Source organism: Acinetobacter sp. Z1, assembly GCF_024296945.1.
GTDB classification, from domain to species: Bacteria; Pseudomonadota; Gammaproteobacteria; order Pseudomonadales; family Moraxellaceae; genus Acinetobacter; species Acinetobacter beijerinckii.
In genome coordinates this window covers 1,051,955-1,072,706 of the sequence record NZ_CP101115.1, presented here as the reverse complement: position 1 = coordinate 1,072,706, position 20,752 = coordinate 1,051,955, and the positions used below count along the sequence as shown (strand labels likewise).

Annotated in this window: 17 protein-coding genes; 11 read left to right on the top strand and 6 right to left on the bottom strand. The window is 37.1% G+C overall.

What is annotated here, in order from left to right; translation table 11 throughout:
- The first annotated feature begins 93 nt into the window (after nucleotides 1-93).
- The 8 genes from NGC85_RS04955 (at nucleotide 94) to NGC85_RS04920 (ending at nucleotide 9,333) form a co-directional block, all read left to right on the top strand.
- Nucleotides 94-1,380, top strand: coding sequence for an NAD(P)/FAD-dependent oxidoreductase (locus tag NGC85_RS04955; RefSeq protein ID WP_254805039.1), 1,287 nt, complete (start codon nucleotides 94-96; stop codon nucleotides 1,378-1,380).
- A 122-nt stretch (nucleotides 1,381-1,502) separates the two neighbouring features.
- Nucleotides 1,503-1,985 carry a peptidylprolyl isomerase gene (locus tag NGC85_RS04950; RefSeq protein WP_005055116.1) on the top strand — a complete coding sequence of 161 codons (483 nt, stop codon included), beginning with the start codon at nucleotides 1,503-1,505 and terminating at the stop codon, nucleotides 1,983-1,985.
- A gap of 121 nt (nucleotides 1,986-2,106) precedes the next feature.
- Complete coding sequence (locus NGC85_RS04945; protein WP_254805038.1) at nucleotides 2,107-3,549, top strand: deoxyribodipyrimidine photo-lyase; 1,443 nt, start codon at nucleotides 2,107-2,109, stop codon at nucleotides 3,547-3,549.
- A 166-nt stretch (nucleotides 3,550-3,715) separates the two neighbouring features.
- On the top strand, nucleotides 3,716-4,462 hold the full coding sequence (locus NGC85_RS04940) for a hypothetical protein (protein ID WP_254805037.1): 747 nt from the start codon (nucleotides 3,716-3,718) through the stop codon (nucleotides 4,460-4,462).
- On the top strand, nucleotides 4,463-5,368 hold the full coding sequence (locus tag NGC85_RS04935) for a hypothetical protein (RefSeq protein WP_254805036.1): 906 nt from the start codon (nucleotides 4,463-4,465) through the stop codon (nucleotides 5,366-5,368).
- Nucleotides 5,355-6,605: a glycosyltransferase family 2 protein gene (locus NGC85_RS04930; protein WP_254805035.1), complete on the top strand. Its 1,251-nt coding sequence runs from the start codon at nucleotides 5,355-5,357 to the stop codon at nucleotides 6,603-6,605. The genes NGC85_RS04935 and NGC85_RS04930 overlap by 14 nt, the downstream gene beginning before the upstream one ends.
- A complete protein-coding gene (locus tag NGC85_RS04925) occupies nucleotides 6,606-8,453 on the top strand; it encodes a hypothetical protein (protein WP_254805034.1) in 1,848 nt (615 codons plus the stop codon). It begins immediately after the preceding gene.
- On the top strand, nucleotides 8,431-9,333 hold the full coding sequence (locus tag NGC85_RS04920; RefSeq protein ID WP_254805033.1) for a hypothetical protein: 903 nt from the start codon (nucleotides 8,431-8,433) through the stop codon (nucleotides 9,331-9,333). The genes NGC85_RS04925 and NGC85_RS04920 overlap by 23 nt, the downstream gene beginning before the upstream one ends.
- Here the strand turns inward: NGC85_RS04920 and wecB are convergent, their stop codons facing one another.
- Together wecB and NGC85_RS04910 are read right to left on the bottom strand one after the other, a co-directional pair.
- A complete protein-coding gene (gene wecB, locus NGC85_RS04915) occupies nucleotides 9,334-10,461 on the bottom strand; it encodes a non-hydrolyzing UDP-N-acetylglucosamine 2-epimerase (protein WP_254805032.1) in 1,128 nt (375 codons plus the stop codon).
- A 2-nt stretch (nucleotides 10,462-10,463) separates the two neighbouring features.
- A complete protein-coding gene (locus tag NGC85_RS04910; RefSeq protein ID WP_254805031.1) occupies nucleotides 10,464-11,678 on the bottom strand; it encodes a M48 family metallopeptidase in 1,215 nt (404 codons plus the stop codon).
- 229 nt (nucleotides 11,679-11,907) lie between these two features.
- Here NGC85_RS04910 and NGC85_RS04905 point away from each other — a divergent pair, with 229 nt between their 5' ends.
- Together NGC85_RS04905 and NGC85_RS04900 are read left to right on the top strand one after the other, a co-directional pair.
- Entirely contained in the window at nucleotides 11,908-12,609 is a 702-nt protein-coding gene (locus NGC85_RS04905) for a VIT family protein (protein WP_254805030.1), read from the top strand.
- 112 nt (nucleotides 12,610-12,721) lie between these two features.
- A complete protein-coding gene (locus tag NGC85_RS04900) occupies nucleotides 12,722-13,765 on the top strand; it encodes a nitronate monooxygenase family protein (RefSeq protein ID WP_254805550.1) in 1,044 nt (347 codons plus the stop codon).
- A 44-nt stretch (nucleotides 13,766-13,809) separates the two neighbouring features.
- Here NGC85_RS04900 and ppk1 read toward each other — a convergent pair whose 3' ends face one another.
- Entirely contained in the window at nucleotides 13,810-15,888 is a 2,079-nt protein-coding gene (gene ppk1, locus NGC85_RS04895; RefSeq protein WP_254805029.1) for a polyphosphate kinase 1, read from the bottom strand.
- A 112-nt stretch (nucleotides 15,889-16,000) separates the two neighbouring features.
- A complete protein-coding gene (mtgA, locus tag NGC85_RS04890) occupies nucleotides 16,001-16,675 on the bottom strand; it encodes a monofunctional biosynthetic peptidoglycan transglycosylase (RefSeq protein WP_005055138.1) in 675 nt (224 codons plus the stop codon).
- Nucleotides 16,676-16,747: 72 nt separating this feature from the next.
- Here mtgA and NGC85_RS04885 point away from each other — a divergent pair, with 72 nt between their 5' ends.
- Entirely contained in the window at nucleotides 16,748-17,554 is an 807-nt protein-coding gene (locus NGC85_RS04885; RefSeq protein ID WP_254805028.1) for a rhomboid family intramembrane serine protease, read from the top strand.
- On the opposite strand, the gene NGC85_RS04880 is transcribed toward NGC85_RS04885, so the two are convergent.
- Together NGC85_RS04880 and NGC85_RS04875 are read right to left on the bottom strand one after the other, a co-directional pair.
- Entirely contained in the window at nucleotides 17,551-20,037 is a 2,487-nt protein-coding gene (locus NGC85_RS04880; protein ID WP_254805027.1) for an ABC transporter permease, read from the bottom strand. The two genes, NGC85_RS04885 and NGC85_RS04880, sit on opposite strands and share 4 nt — an antisense overlap.
- Complete coding sequence (locus NGC85_RS04875; RefSeq protein WP_005055143.1) at nucleotides 20,034-20,738, bottom strand: ABC transporter ATP-binding protein; 705 nt, start codon at nucleotides 20,736-20,738, stop codon at nucleotides 20,034-20,036. The genes NGC85_RS04880 and NGC85_RS04875 overlap by 4 nt, the downstream gene beginning before the upstream one ends.
- Nucleotides 20,739-20,752: the final 14 nt, after the last annotated feature.

Sequence of the window (20,752 nt, the reverse complement as noted above, 5' to 3'; positions counted from 1 at the left end):
AAACTTGACAATTTTAATCAAGATTGACCATACAATGTTGAAAAAAGGATGGCATAATCCAACCATCCTTTCACAAAAATAATTAGGTTAATCATGAGCAAAACCTTACATCATATCGTGATTGTGGGTGGTGGCGCAGGTGGTTTAGAACTTGCAACACAATTAGGTGAACGTTTTGGCAGTCGAAAGAAAGCTAAAATCACACTAGTTGATCAAAACCTCACCCACATTTGGAAACCACTTCTCCACGAAATTGCTGCTGGCTCTCTCAATCCCCACGAAGAACAAACCAATTATTTTGCTCACGCAGAAAAACATCATTTTGAGTTCCTACTTGGTACCTTAATTGATGTAAATAAAGACCAAAAACAAATTACCATTTCTCCCCCACAGCTTTCTAAAGAACACACGCCTTTTATTCAGAACTTAACTTACGATACATTGGTGCTTGCCGTAGGTTCTGTTTCAAATGACTTTGGTACTGAAGGTGTTCGTGATTATTGCCATTTCTTAGATAGCCGTAAACAAGCGGATATTTTCCAACAAGACTTATTCCATTTGTATATTGAAGCGCAAAATCAACCAACAGAGCGTGCGTTAAATATTGGCATTGTTGGTGCAGGTGCAACAGGCGTTGAACTAGCAGCCGAACTCATTGAAACCACTAAAAACTTTTATCGTTATGGGTTAAAGAAAATTAATCCTAAACAAGTCAAAATCACTTTGATTGAAGCTTCAGATCGTATCTTGCCTGCTCTGAACGAAAAGACGGCTGCACATAGCGCCAAACAATTGAAGAAGATGGGCATCGAAATTTTGACTGAACATAAAGTTCAAAAAGTTGATGAAACAAATGTTTATTTCAGCAATGGCGATGTCATTCATTCAGACATTACCGTTTGGGCTGCTGGTGTGAAAGCGCCGAAGGTCTTGGAATCATTTACCGACTTTAAACGTGACAAGATCAATCGTTTAATGGTCTATGCAACACTACAGGCTTATTCTGATCCAAACGTTTTTGCCTTTGGCGATTGTGCTAATTGTCAACTCGATGCGCGCCAACCACCACTTGCTCCACGAGCGCAAGTTGCAAGTCAGCAAGCCACCTTCCTCGTCGATGCAATGGCAGCACGTTTATCAGCTTCACCACAACCAATGTTTAGTTTTAGCGATAAAGGCTCTTTAGTGTCGTTAAGTCGCAATCAGGCTGTCGGTGAATTACTTGGTGATGTCAGTGTGCAAGGTTTTATTGCAAAAACCATGTACGTTTCGCTCTATCGACTTCATCAAGCAAATATTCATGGCTACACTCAGGCTGGGGCATTAACTGTAAAAGATTTCCTGACCCGTCGTGTACGTCCAAAAATTAAGCTTTATTGAGTTGAAATCTTGAATTTTGCTCCCATAAATAACGAAATCGTTTCAAAAAGTGGAAAATAGTCAACAAAATCTATTTTTCACTTTATGATATACATCTAAATTGATTGAATGGATCAAACAACATGACTGCTATTGCAAATAACCACGTGGTTTCATTCCACTACACTTTAACAAACGCTGAGGGTGAAACACTTGATCAATCTCAAGGTGAACCACTTGCATATTTGCACGGCGCAGGCAACATCATTCCTGGTTTAGAAAATGCTCTTACAGGTAAAACTGTTGGCGAAAAATTCACAGTAAATGTACCAGCAGCTGAAGGTTATGGTGAATATAATCCTGATCTTGTTCAAGAAGTTCCAGCTCAAATGTTCCAAGGTGTGGATAACATCCAACCAGGTATGCAATTCCAAGCTCAAACTGATGATGGCGTGCAAATCGTAACTGTTAAAGCGGTTGAAGGCGAAAACATTGTTGTTGATGCAAACTTCCCACTTGCTGGTCAAGATCTTACTTTTGAAGTAGAAATCATTGAAATTCGTGATGCTTCAGAAGAAGAATTAGATCACGGTCACGTTCACGGTGCAGGTGGTCACCACCACTAATTCATTTTTGAATCAGTGCACAAAAAAGCAAAGCTACGGCTTTGCTTTTTCTTCACATATAATTTAATAAAATAATAAAAATTAACCTTCTTTCTCATTATTTAGCTGGTCGTTATTGTTTATGTCTCATCATTATCAATTGATTTGGTTTCGTCAAGATTTAAGAATTCAAGACCATGCTGCTCTTTGGCATGCGACCCAAGCAGGTCCATGTATCGCCTTGGTGATCCTCTCTCCGAAACAATGGCAGTTACATGATGATGCAGCAATAAAAATTGATTTTTATTTACGCCAATTGAAACAACTCAAACAAGACTTGGAAGCTCTTAATATTCCCCTCATTGTTCAAACAGTTGATTTATGGAAAGGCATTCCCCAATTTATTGAAAATTTGCTCAAACATATCCCTTTTCAAAATATTTACGCCAACATCGAATTTGGTTTCAATGAGTTAAAACGTGATAATGCGATTCATCACATTTTAAATCTACAGCAAAAACAACTGATTTTACTGCAAGATCGAACCTTATTTCCGATCGCATCCATCCGTAATCAATCCAATCAGCCCTATCAAGTTTTTGGCGCATTTAAGAAAACATGTTATCAACGTCTAGAACATGGACTTCCTCAGTGCTATCCATCTCCATTACAACAGTTGCCAATTGAATTAAATCTAACCGAGCTAACAAATACAGATATTGAACAATTACGTTCGGTTTTCCAAGACCAACTGAGTGAAAACACTGAGTGTGAATGGAAAATTGGTGAAGCGCATGCCTTAGCACTATTAGATCAATTTGTGGAAGAGCATTTAGCAGAATACAAATTGGCTCGAGATTTTCCTGCACAGTCAGGTACAAGTCAGCTTTCACCTTATTTAAATATAGGTGTTCTTTCGATTCGCCAATGTCTTCAGGCACTATTTAGAAAGCAGTTAGGTCATTTTACTATTCAATCTGAAGGTCAACAGACTTGGTTAGATGAGCTCTTATGGCGAGAATTTTATCAACATATTTTGTTTGATTTCCCTCAAGTCTCTAAACATTTACCATTTAAAGCATCGACTCAAAATATCGAATGGCGAGATGATCAGGAAAGTTTAAAACGGTGGCAGCAAGGTTTAACAGGTATCCCGATTGTTGATGCTGGAATGCGACAACTCCTTGCAACAGGTTGGATGCACAATCGTGTCCGAATGATTTGTGCGATGTTTTTAAGTAAAAACCTATTAATTGATTGGAGAATAGGTGAACAATGGTTTATGCAGCAATTAATCGATGGTGATTTGGCTGCAAATAATGGTGGATGGCAGTGGTGTGCATCAACAGGTACCGATGCCACGCCCTATTTCAGAGTGTTTAATCCAGTCAGCCAATCCATTAAATTTGATCCCCAAGGTGATTACATACGGAAATGGGTGCCCGAATTGAAAGGATTGGATGCAAAGACAATTCATGAGCCTTATGCAAAAAATTCATCGATTAAATTGAATTACCCTAAGCCAATAGTCGATTTAAAATTGAGCCGTGTTCGTGCTATAGAAGCATTTAAGCATTCTCAATAATCTTTAAATTTTGTGACCATCACGTAACATATTACATTCAGCGATGTCTGTAATATGTTACTTTTTTCACAATTATTTAAAAAAAATAGAAACATAAAACATATCGAAAAAGCGAGTTATCGATGTTAGTTTTATTCTAAAACAAGCTAAAAAAATTAAAATTATTATGCAAAATAACCCAGCACCCGCACTCATCTTATGGATTGTTTCTTCTCAGTTGTTTATGGGAGTCGTTGCATATGAATGGTTACCAGCAACCTATCGAGGAAGTTGGGTTTTTTTAGTTATCTTATTAATTGTTGGTGCTTTTTTAAATGTTGGCCTTGCCCTTGTTTTAGGATTAATTGCTTTCATAAGTATGGCAATTTATTTTTCACTTGATCTAGCCAATCAAACGTATATTGAAAGACAACTTCTACTATTATTTGTGATTCCAATAGCACCTATTTTTATGAGTGCAATTCGTCACAATATTCAAAATGCTCTAAGAAGCTTTCGTGCAATTCAAAGTTACGATCGAAATTATCAACATGATATTCTACCTGTTACTGCTCTTAAACATTTCCAAGTTGAACTTAAAAAACTGTTAAAACTCACACAAAAAGATCATTATAAAATTTATAACATAAGCATTATCAACACTACTTTAATTCGTGAAATGTTAGGAGAAGATATTTGGAAAGAAACACAAAATAAAATTATGTCAATATTATCAAATGATCATAACAATGTTATTTATCATTTTATTAATGAAGAACTGAGTCAAATTAAAAGTATCGTCATTCATCAAGATCAATTAACAGAAGGGTTTGCTGAACCTGAATTTATTGAAAAACTCAAATCATTAACAGTACTCAAACTTCAAATTGTAGATCGAACTGAATATTTAACTCCCCAAATAGGAGATTTTTAAATGTCAGTGATCATCAATATATGTGGTGTCTTAATTGCAACATCTAACTTTCCTGATCCAACACTCCGAAGTTTTTATCAGGATTATTATCATTGCAAAATTGAATATACAAAGGAAGAATCATCCTATGAGGTTCAACCAACCCAAACGATTTATGATTTATTTCCTAAAAATCCAACATGGTGGCCCATATTTACCTCAGATCAATTAGACTCAGAAAGCTATAAAAATATTGTTAGGCATGGTATTAACCCCGGGGTTATTTTACCAAATGATTATTTTAGTTTTATTGAATATTTTAAAATAAAAAAAGCAGTCAATGAGGGTGCTATACCAATTGCCTTATATCAAATGAAAACGCCAAAGTATTTTGCAGCGAAAGCCACCTTTTCTACAGCGATAGGTCTTAGACCTCTTGGGGCAATGATTGAGACTGGATGGGATCAAAATATTATTTCTCAACCTGCTGGTAATTACTTCATTCAATCAAAAAACTCAAATGATCTAAATGTTCCTGCAAGAATAATTCAATATAAACAACAATTTTTTTATAACACCACAATCGACCCAACACAAAGCAGCGGTTATCAAATTATTTTAAATCCGCCTCTGAATATGTCAGTTAATAATATTCAATATCCAAATTTAGGTATTTCATGGAAGATACATAATACGAATTATCGGAGTACCACAGAAGGAATTGAAACAAATCTTTTGGGTTATGTCTTCATCGTACTAAGTATCGTAGTCATTCCATTAGATTATATTTTTTCCGCTCATTACCCAAGTCTACTCAGTACTTTTGGCAGCTCTATTTCTTGGATTTCTTTACTCTTTGGAGGAATTTTATTACTCATTTTAATCATCTCAATTATCCGTAGGAGAAGAATAAATGCCTGCAATTGATGTTCTTTTCTTATTTGGATTTTTAGGGATTTGGATTCCTCAAGCTTTTTGGGCGTGGTTAAGTTTCCAAGCTTGGAAATATTCAAAAAATGCTGCTCGTGAATTAGAAAATTTACCCATACCTGAACAATGGCCAATTTTGAGTGTACTGATCCCAGCGTATAACGAAGGTGTTGTGATTGAAGATACTTTGCATGCCATCGCTCAACAAGATTATCCTGAGCATGCATATGAAGTACTACTCATTAATGATGGCTCTAAAGACGATACTTTGGAAATAGCTGAAAGAATGGCAGCTATTTACCCGTGCATTAAAATTGTGAATGTTCCTAAAGGTATGGGAGGTAAAGGAAAATCTCGCACACTAAATAACGGCCTTCCTCATGCAAATGGCGAGTTAATTGTGGTTTATGATGCAGATAGTACGCCTGAACCTGATTGTGTTCGTCTTTTAGCACAAACATTACTCGCTGATAAAAAATTAGTTGCGGTGAATGGTAAAGTGCGCACACGTAATTGGCGCGACAGTATCCTGACTCGTTTTATCGCAATTGAATTTATTTTTTTTCAATGGATATTCCAAGGTGGTCGTTGGCAGCGCTTTGAGCTTTCAACGTTAATGGGTACAAATTATATTATATGGCGTGATGCTTTAGAAACGTTAGGTGGCTTTGATGAAAAGTCATTGGTTGATGATACTGAAATGAGCTTTAGAATTTTCTTGGGTCAAAGACGGATTAAATGGGTTCCTTATGCTGTAGGTTGGCAACAAGACCCACCATCATTAAGTGTTTTTATTAAGCAGCGTTCTCGTTGGACTCAAGGGAACTTCTATGTAACCAGTAAATATTTACCGATTGCTCTTAGAAAACCTTTTCCAATCGGTATTGAAATATTTAATAACATTATGTGTTATGTGCTGTTTGTTCCAGCCTTAATTTGGAGTCACATTACACTCTCATTAGGTTTATTAGGTATTGCAGGTATCACCTTAGCAGGTCCTTTTACCCTGTTATGGGGCTTGTCTTTCTGTTTATATGTCGCACAAATGTGGTTTACCCTTTCGTTGGAAAGAGCTAAACCTCAACTATATTTCTTTTCAGTCTTATCTTACATAACGTATTCTCAAATATTTTTGTTTATCGTTTTTAAAGCTGCTTACGATATGCTGAAAAATAAAATTCAAGGTAATTCTTTACAGTGGTATAAAACTGAACGTAGCAAAGAGAGAAAATAAATGAAAAAAAATCTATTGAAACCACAGATTCTTCGGGCTCTTTTAGTAACAGCGACCCTCTCTTTGCCAGTATTTTCCTCAGCGGATACATGGAATACTTGGACTTTTGACAATATAAACACGTCAAATAAATATACGATTGAACCACACTTTTTTTATATTGGTAAAGGGTCAGAATGGCAAAGTATTCAATTTAGTACCGACTATTCTACGGAGCATTTCACAACATTGCTCGTAAAATATGACGACAAATTAATTTATAACACTACACTCAATGGCGCTGGTGATTTAAGCTTCAATATTCCCCCAAGCCAAAGTGGCTTCCATCGACTAGATTTTATTTTACAACATTATTCTCCTCCAACCTCTCCTGCAGCAGATCGAACCACCTTCTGTAGCGAAGATGTTGATCAAGTAACCTATCTGACCAACTCAAAAATTAAGTATTTACGTTATAGACCTGTTTATAAACTTAAAGATTTGCCTGATGCATTATTTAATCCACAAATTGTACGTCCTTCCAAATTTGTTGGCGTTTTAAAGTTTAATTCTTCTCAATTAATTGAAGCCTCTATGCTTGGTCGCTTGATTAGCGCTTGGAGTGCAGCAACGCCTATAAAATGGTACGAAAAAACTGCCCCTGCTGATCAGCCTGCAAATTTTTACATCGAAATTGTTAAATCTGCTAAGCCAATGCCAAATGGAACTTTAGTACAGATTAGTGCTCAAAATGATATTCCAACCTTAACTATAGAATATGATCATCCTGAAAAATTAGTATCAGCGATAAACGGATTATTAAATTCAGATTATTTGCAACAGCTTGATACTTCAGCAACATACCTACCCAATAAATTGGCGGAACCTAAATGGGCTGAATTAAAGCAGATCAAAACACTTGCCGATTTAGGTATTAGTGATTTCCGCCTTAATCAAGCGGAGAAAAATCTATTTTTAAATTTTCCTGCAGTATGGCAACCCACAGATATTTTACAGGGACAAATTGCACTTCGAGTCCAAAGTGGTTTATTAGAAGGCTCTAATATTACAACGTGGATTGACGGCGGTTTAGCAGGAAGCCTCAAGACTGCTGACTTAGCTTCCGATCCAGTCAATAGACAATTTAACTACTTTGCTAAAACCATTTCGGACAGTACTACTTTTAGCATGAAGCTAGAAAACTCTGTCATCGTAAACTCTCAATGTCTACCCACAGCAAAAGGCTCACTCTGGATTGATACGCAAAAATCGACAGTAAAATTACCTCACAAATTAAAAAATGGGGTTGCATCTCTACCGATGAGTTTTGCGACGCATCCAACAATTGCCATCGATAGTCATGCTGGCAGCTTAGATATGGCTATTGCAATTAGTCAAACTACTAAGAAAATGTTAATGACGAATGCTCCTGTGCCATTAAATGTTGTTAAATATGATCAAAAGAAACCTGAAGTCTTAAATGTTCAAGTCAATCCGAGTATTTATAAACAACAAGTTTTAATGCACCCCAATATTATTTATGCACCAGCTGCTGATCGCGGATTTTTAATCAATTTTCAAGATCAACGCTTTGATATTATTACCGACTCGGTCGAAGGTGCACAAAATTTCAGTAAAATTTGGGAGAAAATTCAACAAAACATTCCCAATAATGCGAGTAAAATTTTAGTTACTGAAAATGGGCAAGTCTTTACTTTACAAAAGATTATTGTTGGAAATCAAAAGGCACCTTTAGTTCAACAATCTTCTTTCTTTGTACTGATCATAATTATCTCTGCTATTATGATTTTAGCAATTCTGCTTTGGTATTGGCGCAAAAGACCAAATGATAAAAAAAAGGCTAACTAAAAAAGCATTTATTATAATTTTTACTTGCTCTTTAATCTTATTAGGTGGTTGTATGCATGACGTTCAAGCAGATGACATACAGCCTCCTCAAATTGAAGGTATATTTTGGCAACCAGACTTAGCCACAACTGCACCTAGAGGAAATTGGGACTTATTGGGTGTGGATACTTTTCTGCCACAGTGGTCTGTGGTTGAATCTAAATCTTGGTTTGACCATGATTCCCATTTTTCAAAATGGGAAAAAAATATAAATATTAAAAAGCTTAATCAAGAACCATGGGCACAAAATATTATTCTTGGTTTAGCTGGTGAATATAATGAAACTATTGCCCGAGCTAATGTACTTGAGTTAGCAAAACATTCAAATAAAATTATTGAAGATACAAAAACCATTCCTTTGAAAGGATATTATTTTCCTGTAGAAGCTGATCCTACATGGATCTGTGTACATGAACTTGCTAAAGCCATCACGAGCTTATCAAAACCCGTTTGGATAAGTATTTACAGCGCTGAACCATCACCACAATATTTGGATTCTTGGTTAAAAAGTTGGCTACCAAAACATACAGGTGTATTTTTTCAAGATGGTGTAGGCGTCGGAACTCGATCACCTCAACAAGCAAGAATTATATTAGAAGACTTACAGAAAGATTTTGGAAAAGATCAAATCATTATTGTTCTGGAAGCATTTCGTCCAATGAAGAATGGAAAATTTCGATCTGCTTATCCGTGGGAAATTATCGAACAACTAAAAACTTATGAGGGTCAAAAAGTTTATATTTTTGATGGTCCTCATTATATGAATCGTTGGACGGTTTATAGCGTTGCATTGTGGTACAAATTACACTACAGCTCACACCATACAACGAAAGTTACTTAATTAATCTTCAAAAATTTTGTCTAGAATTCTCAACGAAGCCTTACCATCACCAAATGGATTTTCAGCATTCGCCATAAGATTATAATGCTGCAAATCAGATAATAATTTCTCAGATTCAGCAATAATTTTTTCTCGATCTGTACCGACTAAAATTCCAGCACCAACTTGAACGACTTCAGGTCGCTCAGTTGTATCGCGAAGAATTAAAACAGGTTTATTGAAAGAAGGACTTTCTTCTTGTAATCCACCAGAATCAGTTAAAATGAATGTAGCTCGATCAATCACAGCCAATAAGCTCGGATAATCAAGTGGTTTAACTAAATGCACCTGGGCATCCTGAGCAAATTGGCTATGAACTACATCATGAACAGCAGGATTTAAATGTACCGGCCAAACAAAATGAACGTCAGGAAATTTTGCTACCAAATATTGTACTGCGTGACAGATATTTCGAATTCCCTCGCCAAAATTCTCTCGGCGATGTGCAGTGATGAGTATAACTCGGGCATGTGCTGGAAATGTTAATCCATGCAGTTTTAAATAATTCTGTTGAGTCGCTTGCTGAAGAATCAAATCATGCCCTAAATAAACTGCGTCCACCACAGTATTGCCTGTTACGGTAATAGCATCATCAGAAATATGCTCTTGCAGCAAATTCTGTCTTGATTGAGCCGTAGGTGCAAAATGCCAATGAGTAATTCGAGAAACAAGTTGACGATTACCCTCTTCTGGAAATGGATGATCTAAATCAAAAGAACGTAAACCAGCTTCCACATGTGCAACAGGGATTTTCATAGAAAATGCAACTAGACCTGCAGCAAGTACAGTGGTTGTATCACCTTGAATAATTATTGCATCGCGTTGCTGACCATCATTAAAAATATTTTCTAACTGTTCTAAACCTTGTATTAATAATTTATTTAAGCTCTGACCTGCTTTCATCATTTTTAATTGATGATCTATTTTTATTTGGAAGAATTCAATCGCATCACGAACCAACTCTTCATGCTGTCCAGTGAAAATAACCTCTACATCAAAACGATCATCCTGACGGGCTAACAAAATAACTGGTGCTAATTTAATTAATTCTGGTCGTGTTCCAAAAACAATAGAAATCATTTTTTTCATTATTAAAAGTCCTTATAAAATACAAGTTCAGTTCGCGTATTATTATAGTCTTCAGTTCCATCAGCCAAAGCATCTTTAAAATAGTGTCCATACAAATGCTCTACTCTAAGTTTTACTGGAACATAATTAAAGGGTTGCCACGCTACTCCAGCACCATATTCATATAGATTGTTATAGTTTTCACTTTTGGAATCAGCTAAAGCATGTAGTTTTCCATAAGCTTGTACTGTACCTGTCTCACCTCGATAAATATTAAAACCTGATCGTAACCTTAAATCTGCAATCACGTTATAATCTTCTCTAGAATAAGTCGCTACATTTCCATAAAAATCAGTAAAATAATCATTCCAAACTGTGCGCTGATCTGTATTTGGATTGGCATACCATTCTTGATAACCCGTCACACCACCAACAATACTTTCTCGAAATTTATCACGATTTCGGTCGATCAGGTCATAACTTCCACCCACTTCTAAATAAGTACGCACAGGTACTGATTGCCACGGTTGATAATTAGCACCAACCCCTAATGTTACTGAATTTTCGTCAATAATCTCAGGACGAACGCCACCTTTTGATTTAGTGTCACGATTGAGATTTAGAAATCCATAGACTTGTGCTCGACCACTATCAAGGTTTTTGCCATAACGCATTTTTAAGGGAAAGATAAAATCGTCATAACGCGACTCATAAGACGGCGCAAAATAAACATCTTTAAACGTAGATGGAACGGTTGAACCTCTCAGGTTTTGCACAGCTTGTTGCGCCTTTTCAGCAATATCCGAATTAGGAGAGGTTGTTAAATCTTTAAAAAGCACCAATGCTTCTTTATCTTTTTTGAGTTGATTCAATAAATAAGCTTGCTGCAATTTTAGTTGATCATCATTTGGTGCAAGCTGTGATGCACGCCTAACACTATTCAGTGCTTGATCAGGTTTATTTAAACGGATTTGTAAATAGGTTAAACTTTTCCAAACTTTTACATCTAATGGCGTTATTTGGCTCAATTCTATTAAAGTTTTTTCAGCGGTCTCAGGTTGGCTTGATTCAATCTTATAAAATTTATCCCAAAGATCATAAATTTGATTGCCAGGCTTATATTCAGCATCACCCTCTTTGACAAAATTAGCTTCAACACTCAAAGCTGGTTGCGAAAATAAAATGAGACAGATCACGAATAATGATTGGTTTATTGGCTTTTTTTTCGATTTTTGCATTTTATATCTCAACCATTAATTTCAGCTATTTTTATAGCGAATAGTAGATTAAACAAAGAGTTAAAATGTTAAATATTTCACATATTATAACTAAATACTTTCTCCACAATCGTTAAAATACGTTATTTTGTAATTGAGTTAAGTTGATGAATGATTGATTAAGCCGAAGTAAAATCTCAGAAAATCATCACAATAAATACATAGCACACTTCCATAAGAGCTCAATATTATGTCTTTTTCTTATCACCCAGAGCCCCATGTTATTCAACGTTCAGGCTGGTTACGTGCATCTGTATTAGGTGCAAATGACGGCATCATTTCAGTAACTAGCTTAATTATGGGTATGGCAGCGAGTGGTGCAAGCTCTCAAACTTTACTTATTACGTGTATTGCAGGTTTGATTTCTGGCGCAACTTCAATGGCAGCAGGAGAATATATCTCGGTTAAATCTCAAGAAGACATTGAAAAATCAGATTTAAGATTTGAAGCAAGAGAACTAGAGAAAAATCCTCAAGCCGAGCTTAAAGAACTTACAGAGATTTATATTTCTAGAGGATTAACACCAGAGTTAGCTCATGAAGTCGCAAAACAACTTACTCAACACGACGCACTTGGTGCGCATGCTAGAGATGAAATTGGGATACATGAAAATACCGCAGCAAATTCTGTTCAAGCGGCATTGTCATCAGCAGCCTCATTTTCATGCGGTGCAGCACTCCCAATGCTCGCAATATTACTGAGCCCTAACACATGGATTGCTCGCTCAGTGCTCATTACAGGGATCATTTCACTGGCTTTATTAGGAGCATTGTCTAGTTATTTTGCAAAAACATCTATGCTCAAAGGTAGTCTACGCATCACACTTTGGGGAATTTTAGCGATGGCTTTTTCAAGTTGGGTGGGCTCACTGTTTCATGTCACCCCCATCTAATAAGTAATTGCAAAATAAATACGTGACTATTCATAGATTAAATAGCGATTATTATTTGCAGGTTTTTTTATTTATACGTTAATGTGATTAAAAATGAAATGAGCATACAATGATGTCTATTCAAGAATTATTAGAAATAAAACACCCAATTTTTGCATCGCCAATGGCAGGTGTCTCCACTCCTGAATTAGCAGCAGAAGTTTCTAACCACGGTGCTTTCGGTGCTTTAGGATTGGGCGCGAATAGTCCAGAAACTGCAAAAAGTCAAATTTTGAAAACCAAAGAACTTACAGAAAAACCATTTCAAGTTAATTTTTTCTGTCATCAATCGCAGACTATAACTTTGGAAAACTCGCAAAAATGGATTGAATATTTACGCCCTCAATTTAATAAATTTGGCGCTGAACCGCCTACTGAACTTAAATGTATCTACCCCAGCTTTTTAGATAATGACGATTTTCTAAATGTTGTACTAGAAACAAGCCCTAAAGCGGTCAGCTTTCATTTTGGGATTCCCCATCCTCATCAAATCCAAGCATTAAAAAATGCTGGAATCATTACCATGGTTTCTGCGACGAATCTCATTGAGGCTCAATTAATTGAAGCAGCGGGTATTGATATCATCATTGCGCAAGGTATTGAAGCTGGTGGACATCGAGGTATCTTTAATCAAACATTTGATGCAGCTATTAAAACCAGTGATTTAGTACAACTGATTTCAGCATATTGCACAATTCCTGTGGTTGCGGCAGGTGGAATTATGAATGGTGAGCAGGCAAATCTTATGTTGGAACGTGGTGCCGCTGCCGTACAATTGGGTACAGCATTTGTTCAATGTAAAAGCTCAAGTGCAAATACAGCTTATCGTAAAGCATTATTTAGCCAGAAAATTACTCAAATTAGTACCAGTCTTTCAGGTCGTCCTGCTCGGGGATTATTAGGAAGCTGGCATACCGAAATTGATTCACCAAATCGTCCTACTCCACCTGCATACCCTTACACATATGATTTAGCCAAACAGTTGATGGCTGTTGCTAGCCAAAATAATGACTTCAGTTACGGGGCATTTTGGGCAGGCAGTAATGTTGCCCAAATTCGAGAATTAGAAGCAGCTGATTTAATTAATCAGTTAGTTTTAGAAATGAAAAATATTTAAAATCTATTAAAAAGAAACCGACCTAAATAGGTCGGTTTCTTTTCTTATTTAATTGCTTCAAGCAACGTATGCTGTGCATTATGCGGAGCTTCACCCTCTGCTGGTTTTGCACGTTCCCAAACGCCATCACCTTGTAATAACCAAGCTTGTTGATTGTCTTTAAGGTAATTCAATAGACCAAGCTGATAAATACGTTTTTTTAATGCTGGTTCTTCAATTGGGAAACATGCTTCTACTCGATTGAATAGATTACGATCCATCCAATCCGCACTAGAACAATAGATTCGAGGATTACCATTATTACTGAAATAATAAACACGCGTATGTTCTAAGAAACGCCCGACGATAGAACGCACACGAATATTTTCTGAAAGGTTCGGTAAACCTGGGCGTAAACAACAGATCGAACGAATAATCAAATCAATTTGTACACCAGCTTGAGAAGCTTCGTAAAGTTTATTGATCAGCTGAACTTCTGTTAATGCATTTACTTTTACAATAATCTGAGCAGGCTTACCCTCTTTGGCATTCGCAATTTCATCATCAATAAAATTAATGAGTTGGGCATGCAAAGTGAATGGAGCATGAAGAAGCTTTTTCGGCTTCGCCATTTTCCCCATTCCTGTTAATTCCTGAAAAATACGATGTACATCTTCACAAATATCTTTATCTGTTGTCATCAAACCATAGTCGGTATAAATACGTGCATTATTCGCATGGTAATTACCCGTACCTAAATGAACATAACGAATCAGTTTGTTGTTTTCACGGCGCACCACCAAAATCATTTTGGCATGTGTTTTATATCCGACAATCCCGTATACAACCACCGCACCTGCTTCTTGCAGTACATTGGCAACTTCAATGTTTGACTCTTCATCAAAACGTGCACGTAACTCAATCACAGCGGTAACTTCTTTACCATTGCGTGCGGCTTCAGCTAGAACTTGTACAATCTCAGAGTCAGCGCCACTACGATATAAGGTTTGCTTAATCGCAAGTACTTGCGGATCACGAGCAGCTTCACGGAGCAATTGAATCACTGGTGCAAATGATTCAAAAGGATGGTGCAATAGAATATCTTGCTTCTGCATCGCAGCAAAAATACTTTCTGTCTTTTTAAATACTTTTGGTAGAACAGGTGTATGCGAATCATAACGTAAATGAGGACGTTTAAAATTTGAAAGTAAACGCGCTAAATTGACCGGCCCATCGACACGATACAGTTGTTCTTCATCTAAATGGAATTCATCAAGCAAATATTCATAAATATGTTTTGGACAATTATGCGTCACTTCTAAACGCACAGCACGACCAAAGCGACGTGAACTCAACTCACCTTTCAAAGCTTTGGCTAAGTCTTCTACATCTTCATTTAAAGCTAAATCGGCATTCCGTGTGACACGGAATTGATAACAGCCAGTCGCTGTCATTCCTGGAAATAAATCAGAGACATGCTCATGAATAATAGCAGACAACATCACATGATGCTCTTTGCCATCGGTTAATTCATCAGGTAAACGGACTACGCGTGGTAAAGAGCGTGGTGCAGGTACGACTGCTAAATCAATTTGACGACCAAATGCATCTTTCCCTTCCAGCGTCACAATAAAGTTTAAGCTTTTATTGACTAAGCGTGGGAATGGATGAGCTGGATCTAGACTAATTGGTGTTAAAACGGGTGCAACTTGCTCTTGGAAATATTTTTTAATCCATGCAGATTGTGCAGGACTCAATTCACCTCGACGTAAGAAGCAAATATCTTCTTCACGAAGCTTAGGTAAAATTTCTTCATTTAAAATACGATACTGACGTTCTAATGCAGCATGTGCTGTTTTTGATATTTGATCTAAAACTTGTTTAGGCGTCAAACCATCAGGTGTGCGACTTTCATTACCTAATGTCAGTTGCTCCATCATCCCCGCAACACGAATTTCAAAAAACTCATCTAAATTGCGCGAAAAAATAAGTAAAAAGTTCATCCGCTCTAAAAGTGGATGGAGTGGATCGACTGCCTGCTCAAGTACACGAAGATGAAAATCGAGAATTGAAAGCTCACGATTTATATATCGATCATTGTAACTATATTCTATTGGCGCTGTTGTCGTCACTGCAGTATTCATACCGAACCTTGTTGCATTATCATTTATCAAGTTATGGATTTAGTATGCTGCAAAATTATGTCAATTTGGTAAAAAAGCCCAATAATTTTGGGCTTTTTTTAAATTAAATGACTTATTCAGGAATTTGAGTGCCATTCATATATTTTAAAATCACACGTTTGCGATATTGCAATTTACGGTCATTACGATTGTCTTGATAATATTTAGGGTTAGGTAAAAGCGCAGCTAAAAAGGCAGCTTGTTCACGCGTTAAACTTTTTGCACTTTTTCCATAATAGAATTGTGCTGCGGCCTCTACACCATAGATATTTTTACCGAACTCAACAGAGTTCATATACACTTCTAAGATTCGGCGTTTTGACCACATTCGCTCCATCATCCAAGTTGCAACAGCCTCTTGTCCTTTACGAATAAATGAACGCTGATTATATAAAAATAAGTTTTTTGCGAGCTGTTGAGAAATGGTTGAACCTCCAGCGACCACCTCACCTTTTTCATTATTACGCTCTAATGCATGTTGAATACCAGCCCAATCAAAACCATGATGATGAATAAATTTTGCATCTTCACCTGCTAAAATCGCATGCTTAAAATTATTGCTAATATCATCATAATCACGCCACTGTTGTTTAATTGGATTAAAATCTGTCAAATAATCTAATCGCATAAACATTGTTGTTTCAACAGGATGAGTTCTCCACCATACTAAACTACTAAAAATCCATAACTGAATCAGTAGAATAACACCGAGAACCAACATTACTGCGCGTGCTAAAAAGGCTTTCATTAAAGTGCATCTCTCCATCGTGCAACAAATTCATGCTAAGCTATTTTTTACATCAATAACTAGCGCAAATGTATGACTGAAACGACTCCACCACAAATTAATCAAAAAACACAGATACAAACTTGGTGGTTCACTGCGGTACTGATTGCAGTCAATGTCGGATTATTTGGCTGGCAAATTCTTTCAGGTGTGAATATTACCGACCCTTCACCTGTAGATGCAATTGCTTGGGGAGCAGATTTTACTCCACTGACCTTTTTAGGGCAGCCTGAACGTTTATTTAGCAGTATGTTTTTCCATTTCGGTCTCATTCATTTAATGCTAAATATGTGGGCGCTTTATATCTTCGGTAGCGTAGCAGAACAACTATTTGGTCGAGTTTATTATATTGGTTTATATTTTCTCGCGGGTTTGATGGGAAGTGTCCTGTCTAGTTATCTCACGATTCGTGATGGTTATGCCTTATTGCAACACTTTGATCCTAAGCTACTTCCTCACATTAGTGCAGGTGCTTCTGGAGCAGTGATGGGTTTAGGTGCGGCGTTGACAGCAATGTCCCTGTTCCCAAGATTACCGCAGTTACGTTTTTGGCTCGATAAAAAATCATTATTGATGGTGATGGGTATCAACCTTATTTTTGGTTTTACCGTTTTAGGTATTAATAATGCAGCGCATATTGGTGGCATGATTATGGGGGCTTTGCTCGCCAGCACATGGTACTTGAGTCAAAAATCGCTAAGTAAATTGCTATTTCAAATGATTTCACTTATCTTAGGTAGCGTATTACTCGGTGCATTTTACTTTTATTGTACTCAACTTAGTACAGGACTCACCCCGTTATGGAGTGAAATCCTGCGCCAGAATCAACTTGGGTTTTAAGATTGATTCATTTCTCTTAAACTTTGCAAAGGTGGAATATCGCATAAATAACTCAAGCGATAACGCCCAATTAAAGTACAAACAATCATCATACTCAAAGGTAAAATCAACCAAATTTCAGGATGCAATTGCATTGCCATTTGCATCTTATAACTCGCAATCGCACTAATCACCTCAGCAAAAAGACAGGCGACAATACCTGATAATAAGCCGATAAAGCCAATTTCCAAACTTAACATCTGCTTTAACTTATTCTTGGCGACACCAAAAGAACGCAATAATGCGACCTCTTTACGGCGTTCATCCATCAAGACATTCAAACATGCGATCAATACCAATATCCCAGATAAACCAACCAACATTGCGAGTACCGTGACAATTTGCACCAATACGTTCATAAGTCGCTTCACTTCATCCAATACACGTCCCACATCAATAAATACAGTATTGGAATACTGCTGAATCAATTGCACCATTTTTGTTTGATCAGTCGGTCGTACATAAAAACTCCCCAAATAACTGCCAGCATTTTCATCCATCGTTTGAGGCGAAAAGATAAAGAAGAAATTCGGACTAAAGCTTTCCCATTCGACAGAACGCAAGTTAATAACGGTGGCTTGTAATGTTCCCTCAGGCAAACTGAAACTTAATTGATCACCTATTTTTATTCCCAACTCAGTTGCTAATTTTTCTTCTACTGAAACTTGACCAGTTTGGGTAAAGTTTGAACGCCCCTGAGTAATGAGATTATCTTTCGGATAATGCGCTGCCTGAGTGAGATTGAGTTCACGTCGTAATGAGTTACTTTGTTTAATCAATTCTGGCGTAAATGCTTCACCATTTTTAGCCACTAAACGTCCACGAATATTAGGATAAAGCGGCGTTGACTGCCATTTATTTTGTTCAAGTTGTTGTTTAAACTGTGGCATGTCAAATGGAGGCAACCCATAGACAAACTGATTTGGTGTACCTTCTGGCAGCTGTTGTTGCCAGCGCTCAAGTAAATCAGTTCTTAAAACACTGAGCACTGTAATTAAACTCAATCCTAACGCAAGTGCAGTAATCTGAAGTGCAGTTTGATGCGGTATGCGAACATAAGCAGATAATGGATGTTTTAACTGTTTAATCGCTTTTAATAACAACCAAATGACAAGATATAACAGCGCGCAAAGCGCAAGAATCGCGGTGAGAACCATTAAGCTAAGGGTTAAATTATCGCTCAGCACTAAACTAAACACCACAAGACTCAACACACCTACTGCAAACATAGTGAAATAGGATTTACGTGAACGCTCTTGCTGACGGATCACACGTATAGGTGGTGTATTCAGTAACTCCCAGATACTAGGCAAAATAAAACCAATCAAGACCATTACACTTGTAAAAATCGCAATTGGTAAAGCCATCAGCAAATCAAGCACCGCAAAACTCATTTCTAACTGTGGAATGAGTTGCAGCATTAATTGCAATAGACCATAACCTAAAGCAATACCAATCAGACTTCCCAACACAATAGACAATGCGCTCACAATGCCTAAAAGCGCGATATAAGCAAATAAAATTTGTCGCTTGCTTGCACCCAAACAACGCATCAAAGCAATATGATCTTGATTTTGTTGTACATAACGTTGGCTTGTTAAGGCAATTGCAATACCACAGAGTAAAATAGTTAATAAATTGGCAAGCTGTAAGAAAGTATCCAAATTTTCAATCGGTTTCATTAATCGAGTATTCGACTGACTCGCATCTCTAAGCTTTAATGATGTTTGCTCGCTATTCTCGATTTGTTGCTCTTTTTCTGATTCCATTTTCAGATCATGATTTGTTTCTTGCTTAAATATCTTCTTATATGTCTCAACTTGCTCAGGTTCACCTGCCATCAATAATCGATATTCAATACGGCTTCCCACTTGAACTGCATTGGTTTTGGCGATATCCGCTTGATGAATAATCACAGTCGGAGAAAAACCAGAAAAGCCTAATTCTTGGTTTGAATCATGCTCAATAACACCTGTCACTTTAAACTGACCATCAGCAATCGCAACTTGATCACCAACTTTTACTCTCAATAAATCAAGTGCTCTTGGGCTTAACCACACCTGCCCTTGTTGGATCGATTGAGCCCTTGGCTTTATTTCTAATTTACCGCGTAAAGGAAAATGCTCATCAACTGCTTTCACATTGACCATAACAAACTGATCTTGTGTATGTGCCATAGAGCCAAATAAAGTCACTGGCGCTTGCTTGAGTTTGAGTTTTTCTGCTTGTTGCTGCCAGTTTAACTGTATTGGATCGTTATCAGATAAAACGAGATCAGCACCTAACATTTCAGCCGCTTGAAGAGTGACAGCATTTTGAACTTGCGTATTACTAAATTTTAATGCTGTAGTGGCACTAATTGCTAAGGACAAGGCAATTATTAGTAAATACAATCCACCTGTTCGAAAACTTTGCAGAAGTAAAGGTTTAAGGACTGAACTCATGTCGCCTCCTGTACTTTTACAATTTCTTGGATTTGACCATCGACTAGTTTTACATGGCGTTGACACATGTTTGCTAAACTCTGATCATGTGTGACCAAAATAAGTGTTGTACCCAATTCTCTATTTAAATCAAATAATAACTGTTCAATTTCTTCTGCTGTTTGTCCGTCTAAATTTCCTGTAGGTTCATCCGCAAAAATAATTTTAGGCTCAGCAATTAATGCGCGAGCAATTGCAACACGTTGTTGCTCACCACCAGAGAGAACTTTTGGGGTTTGCTGCGCTTGGCGAACCAAACCAACACGTTCTAACCATGCCAGTGCTTTTTGTTCGGCTTGTTTAAAATCAAAATTCGGTTGCAAGCGTAGCGGTAACATCACATTTTCTAATGCACTTAGCTGAGGTAATAGTTGAAAGGACTGAAATACAAAACCAATATTTTGTAAGCGGACTTCGGCACGTTGTTCTTCTGTTAATGTATGCACCGCTTTTTCACAGACCCACAACTCACCAATACTTGGTCGATCAAGGGTTGCTAAAATACCCAATAGCGTTGATTTTCCTGAGCCTGAGCGACCTGTAATTGCAATCTGTTCACCTGAGTAAATATCTAAATCAATGTCTTTTAATATCGTTAAAGTTTGCTGATTGATTTGAATATTTTGTGTAACTTTTCGGGCAGAAATAATCGGTTGTGGCATGATGTCACGTATCC

Bases quoted from the DNA above. Each gene is read 5' to 3' on its own strand.
- NGC85_RS04955 (WP_254805039.1), top strand. From the start codon at position 94: ATGAGCAAAACCTTACATCATATCGTGATTGTGGGTGGTGGCGCAGGT.
- NGC85_RS04950 (WP_005055116.1), top strand. From the start codon at position 1,503: ATGACTGCTATTGCAAATAACCACGTGGTTTCATTCCACTACACTTTA.
- NGC85_RS04945 (WP_254805038.1), top strand. From the start codon at position 2,107: ATGTCTCATCATTATCAATTGATTTGGTTTCGTCAAGATTTAAGAATT.
- NGC85_RS04940 (WP_254805037.1), top strand. From the start codon at position 3,716: ATGCAAAATAACCCAGCACCCGCACTCATCTTATGGATTGTTTCTTCT.
- NGC85_RS04935 (WP_254805036.1), top strand. From the start codon at position 4,463: ATGTCAGTGATCATCAATATATGTGGTGTCTTAATTGCAACATCTAAC.
- NGC85_RS04930 (WP_254805035.1), top strand. From the start codon at position 5,355: ATGCCTGCAATTGATGTTCTTTTCTTATTTGGATTTTTAGGGATTTGG.
- NGC85_RS04925 (WP_254805034.1), top strand. From the start codon at position 6,606: ATGAAAAAAAATCTATTGAAACCACAGATTCTTCGGGCTCTTTTAGTA.
- NGC85_RS04920 (WP_254805033.1), top strand. From the start codon at position 8,431: ATGATAAAAAAAAGGCTAACTAAAAAAGCATTTATTATAATTTTTACT.
- wecB (WP_254805032.1), bottom strand. From the start codon at position 10,461: ATGAAAAAAATGATTTCTATTGTTTTTGGAACACGACCAGAATTAATT.
- NGC85_RS04910 (WP_254805031.1), bottom strand. From the start codon at position 11,678: ATGCAAAAATCGAAAAAAAAGCCAATAAACCAATCATTATTCGTGATC.
- NGC85_RS04905 (WP_254805030.1), top strand. From the start codon at position 11,908: ATGTCTTTTTCTTATCACCCAGAGCCCCATGTTATTCAACGTTCAGGC.
- NGC85_RS04900 (WP_254805550.1), top strand. From the start codon at position 12,722: ATGTCTATTCAAGAATTATTAGAAATAAAACACCCAATTTTTGCATCG.
- ppk1 (WP_254805029.1), bottom strand. From the start codon at position 15,888: ATGAATACTGCAGTGACGACAACAGCGCCAATAGAATATAGTTACAAT.
- mtgA (WP_005055138.1), bottom strand. From the start codon at position 16,675: ATGAAAGCCTTTTTAGCACGCGCAGTAATGTTGGTTCTCGGTGTTATT.
- NGC85_RS04885 (WP_254805028.1), top strand. From the start codon at position 16,748: ATGACTGAAACGACTCCACCACAAATTAATCAAAAAACACAGATACAA.
- NGC85_RS04880 (WP_254805027.1), bottom strand. From the start codon at position 20,037: ATGAGTTCAGTCCTTAAACCTTTACTTCTGCAAAGTTTTCGAACAGGT.
- NGC85_RS04875 (WP_005055143.1), bottom strand. From the start codon at position 20,738: ATGCCACAACCGATTATTTCTGCCCGAAAAGTTACACAAAATATTCAA.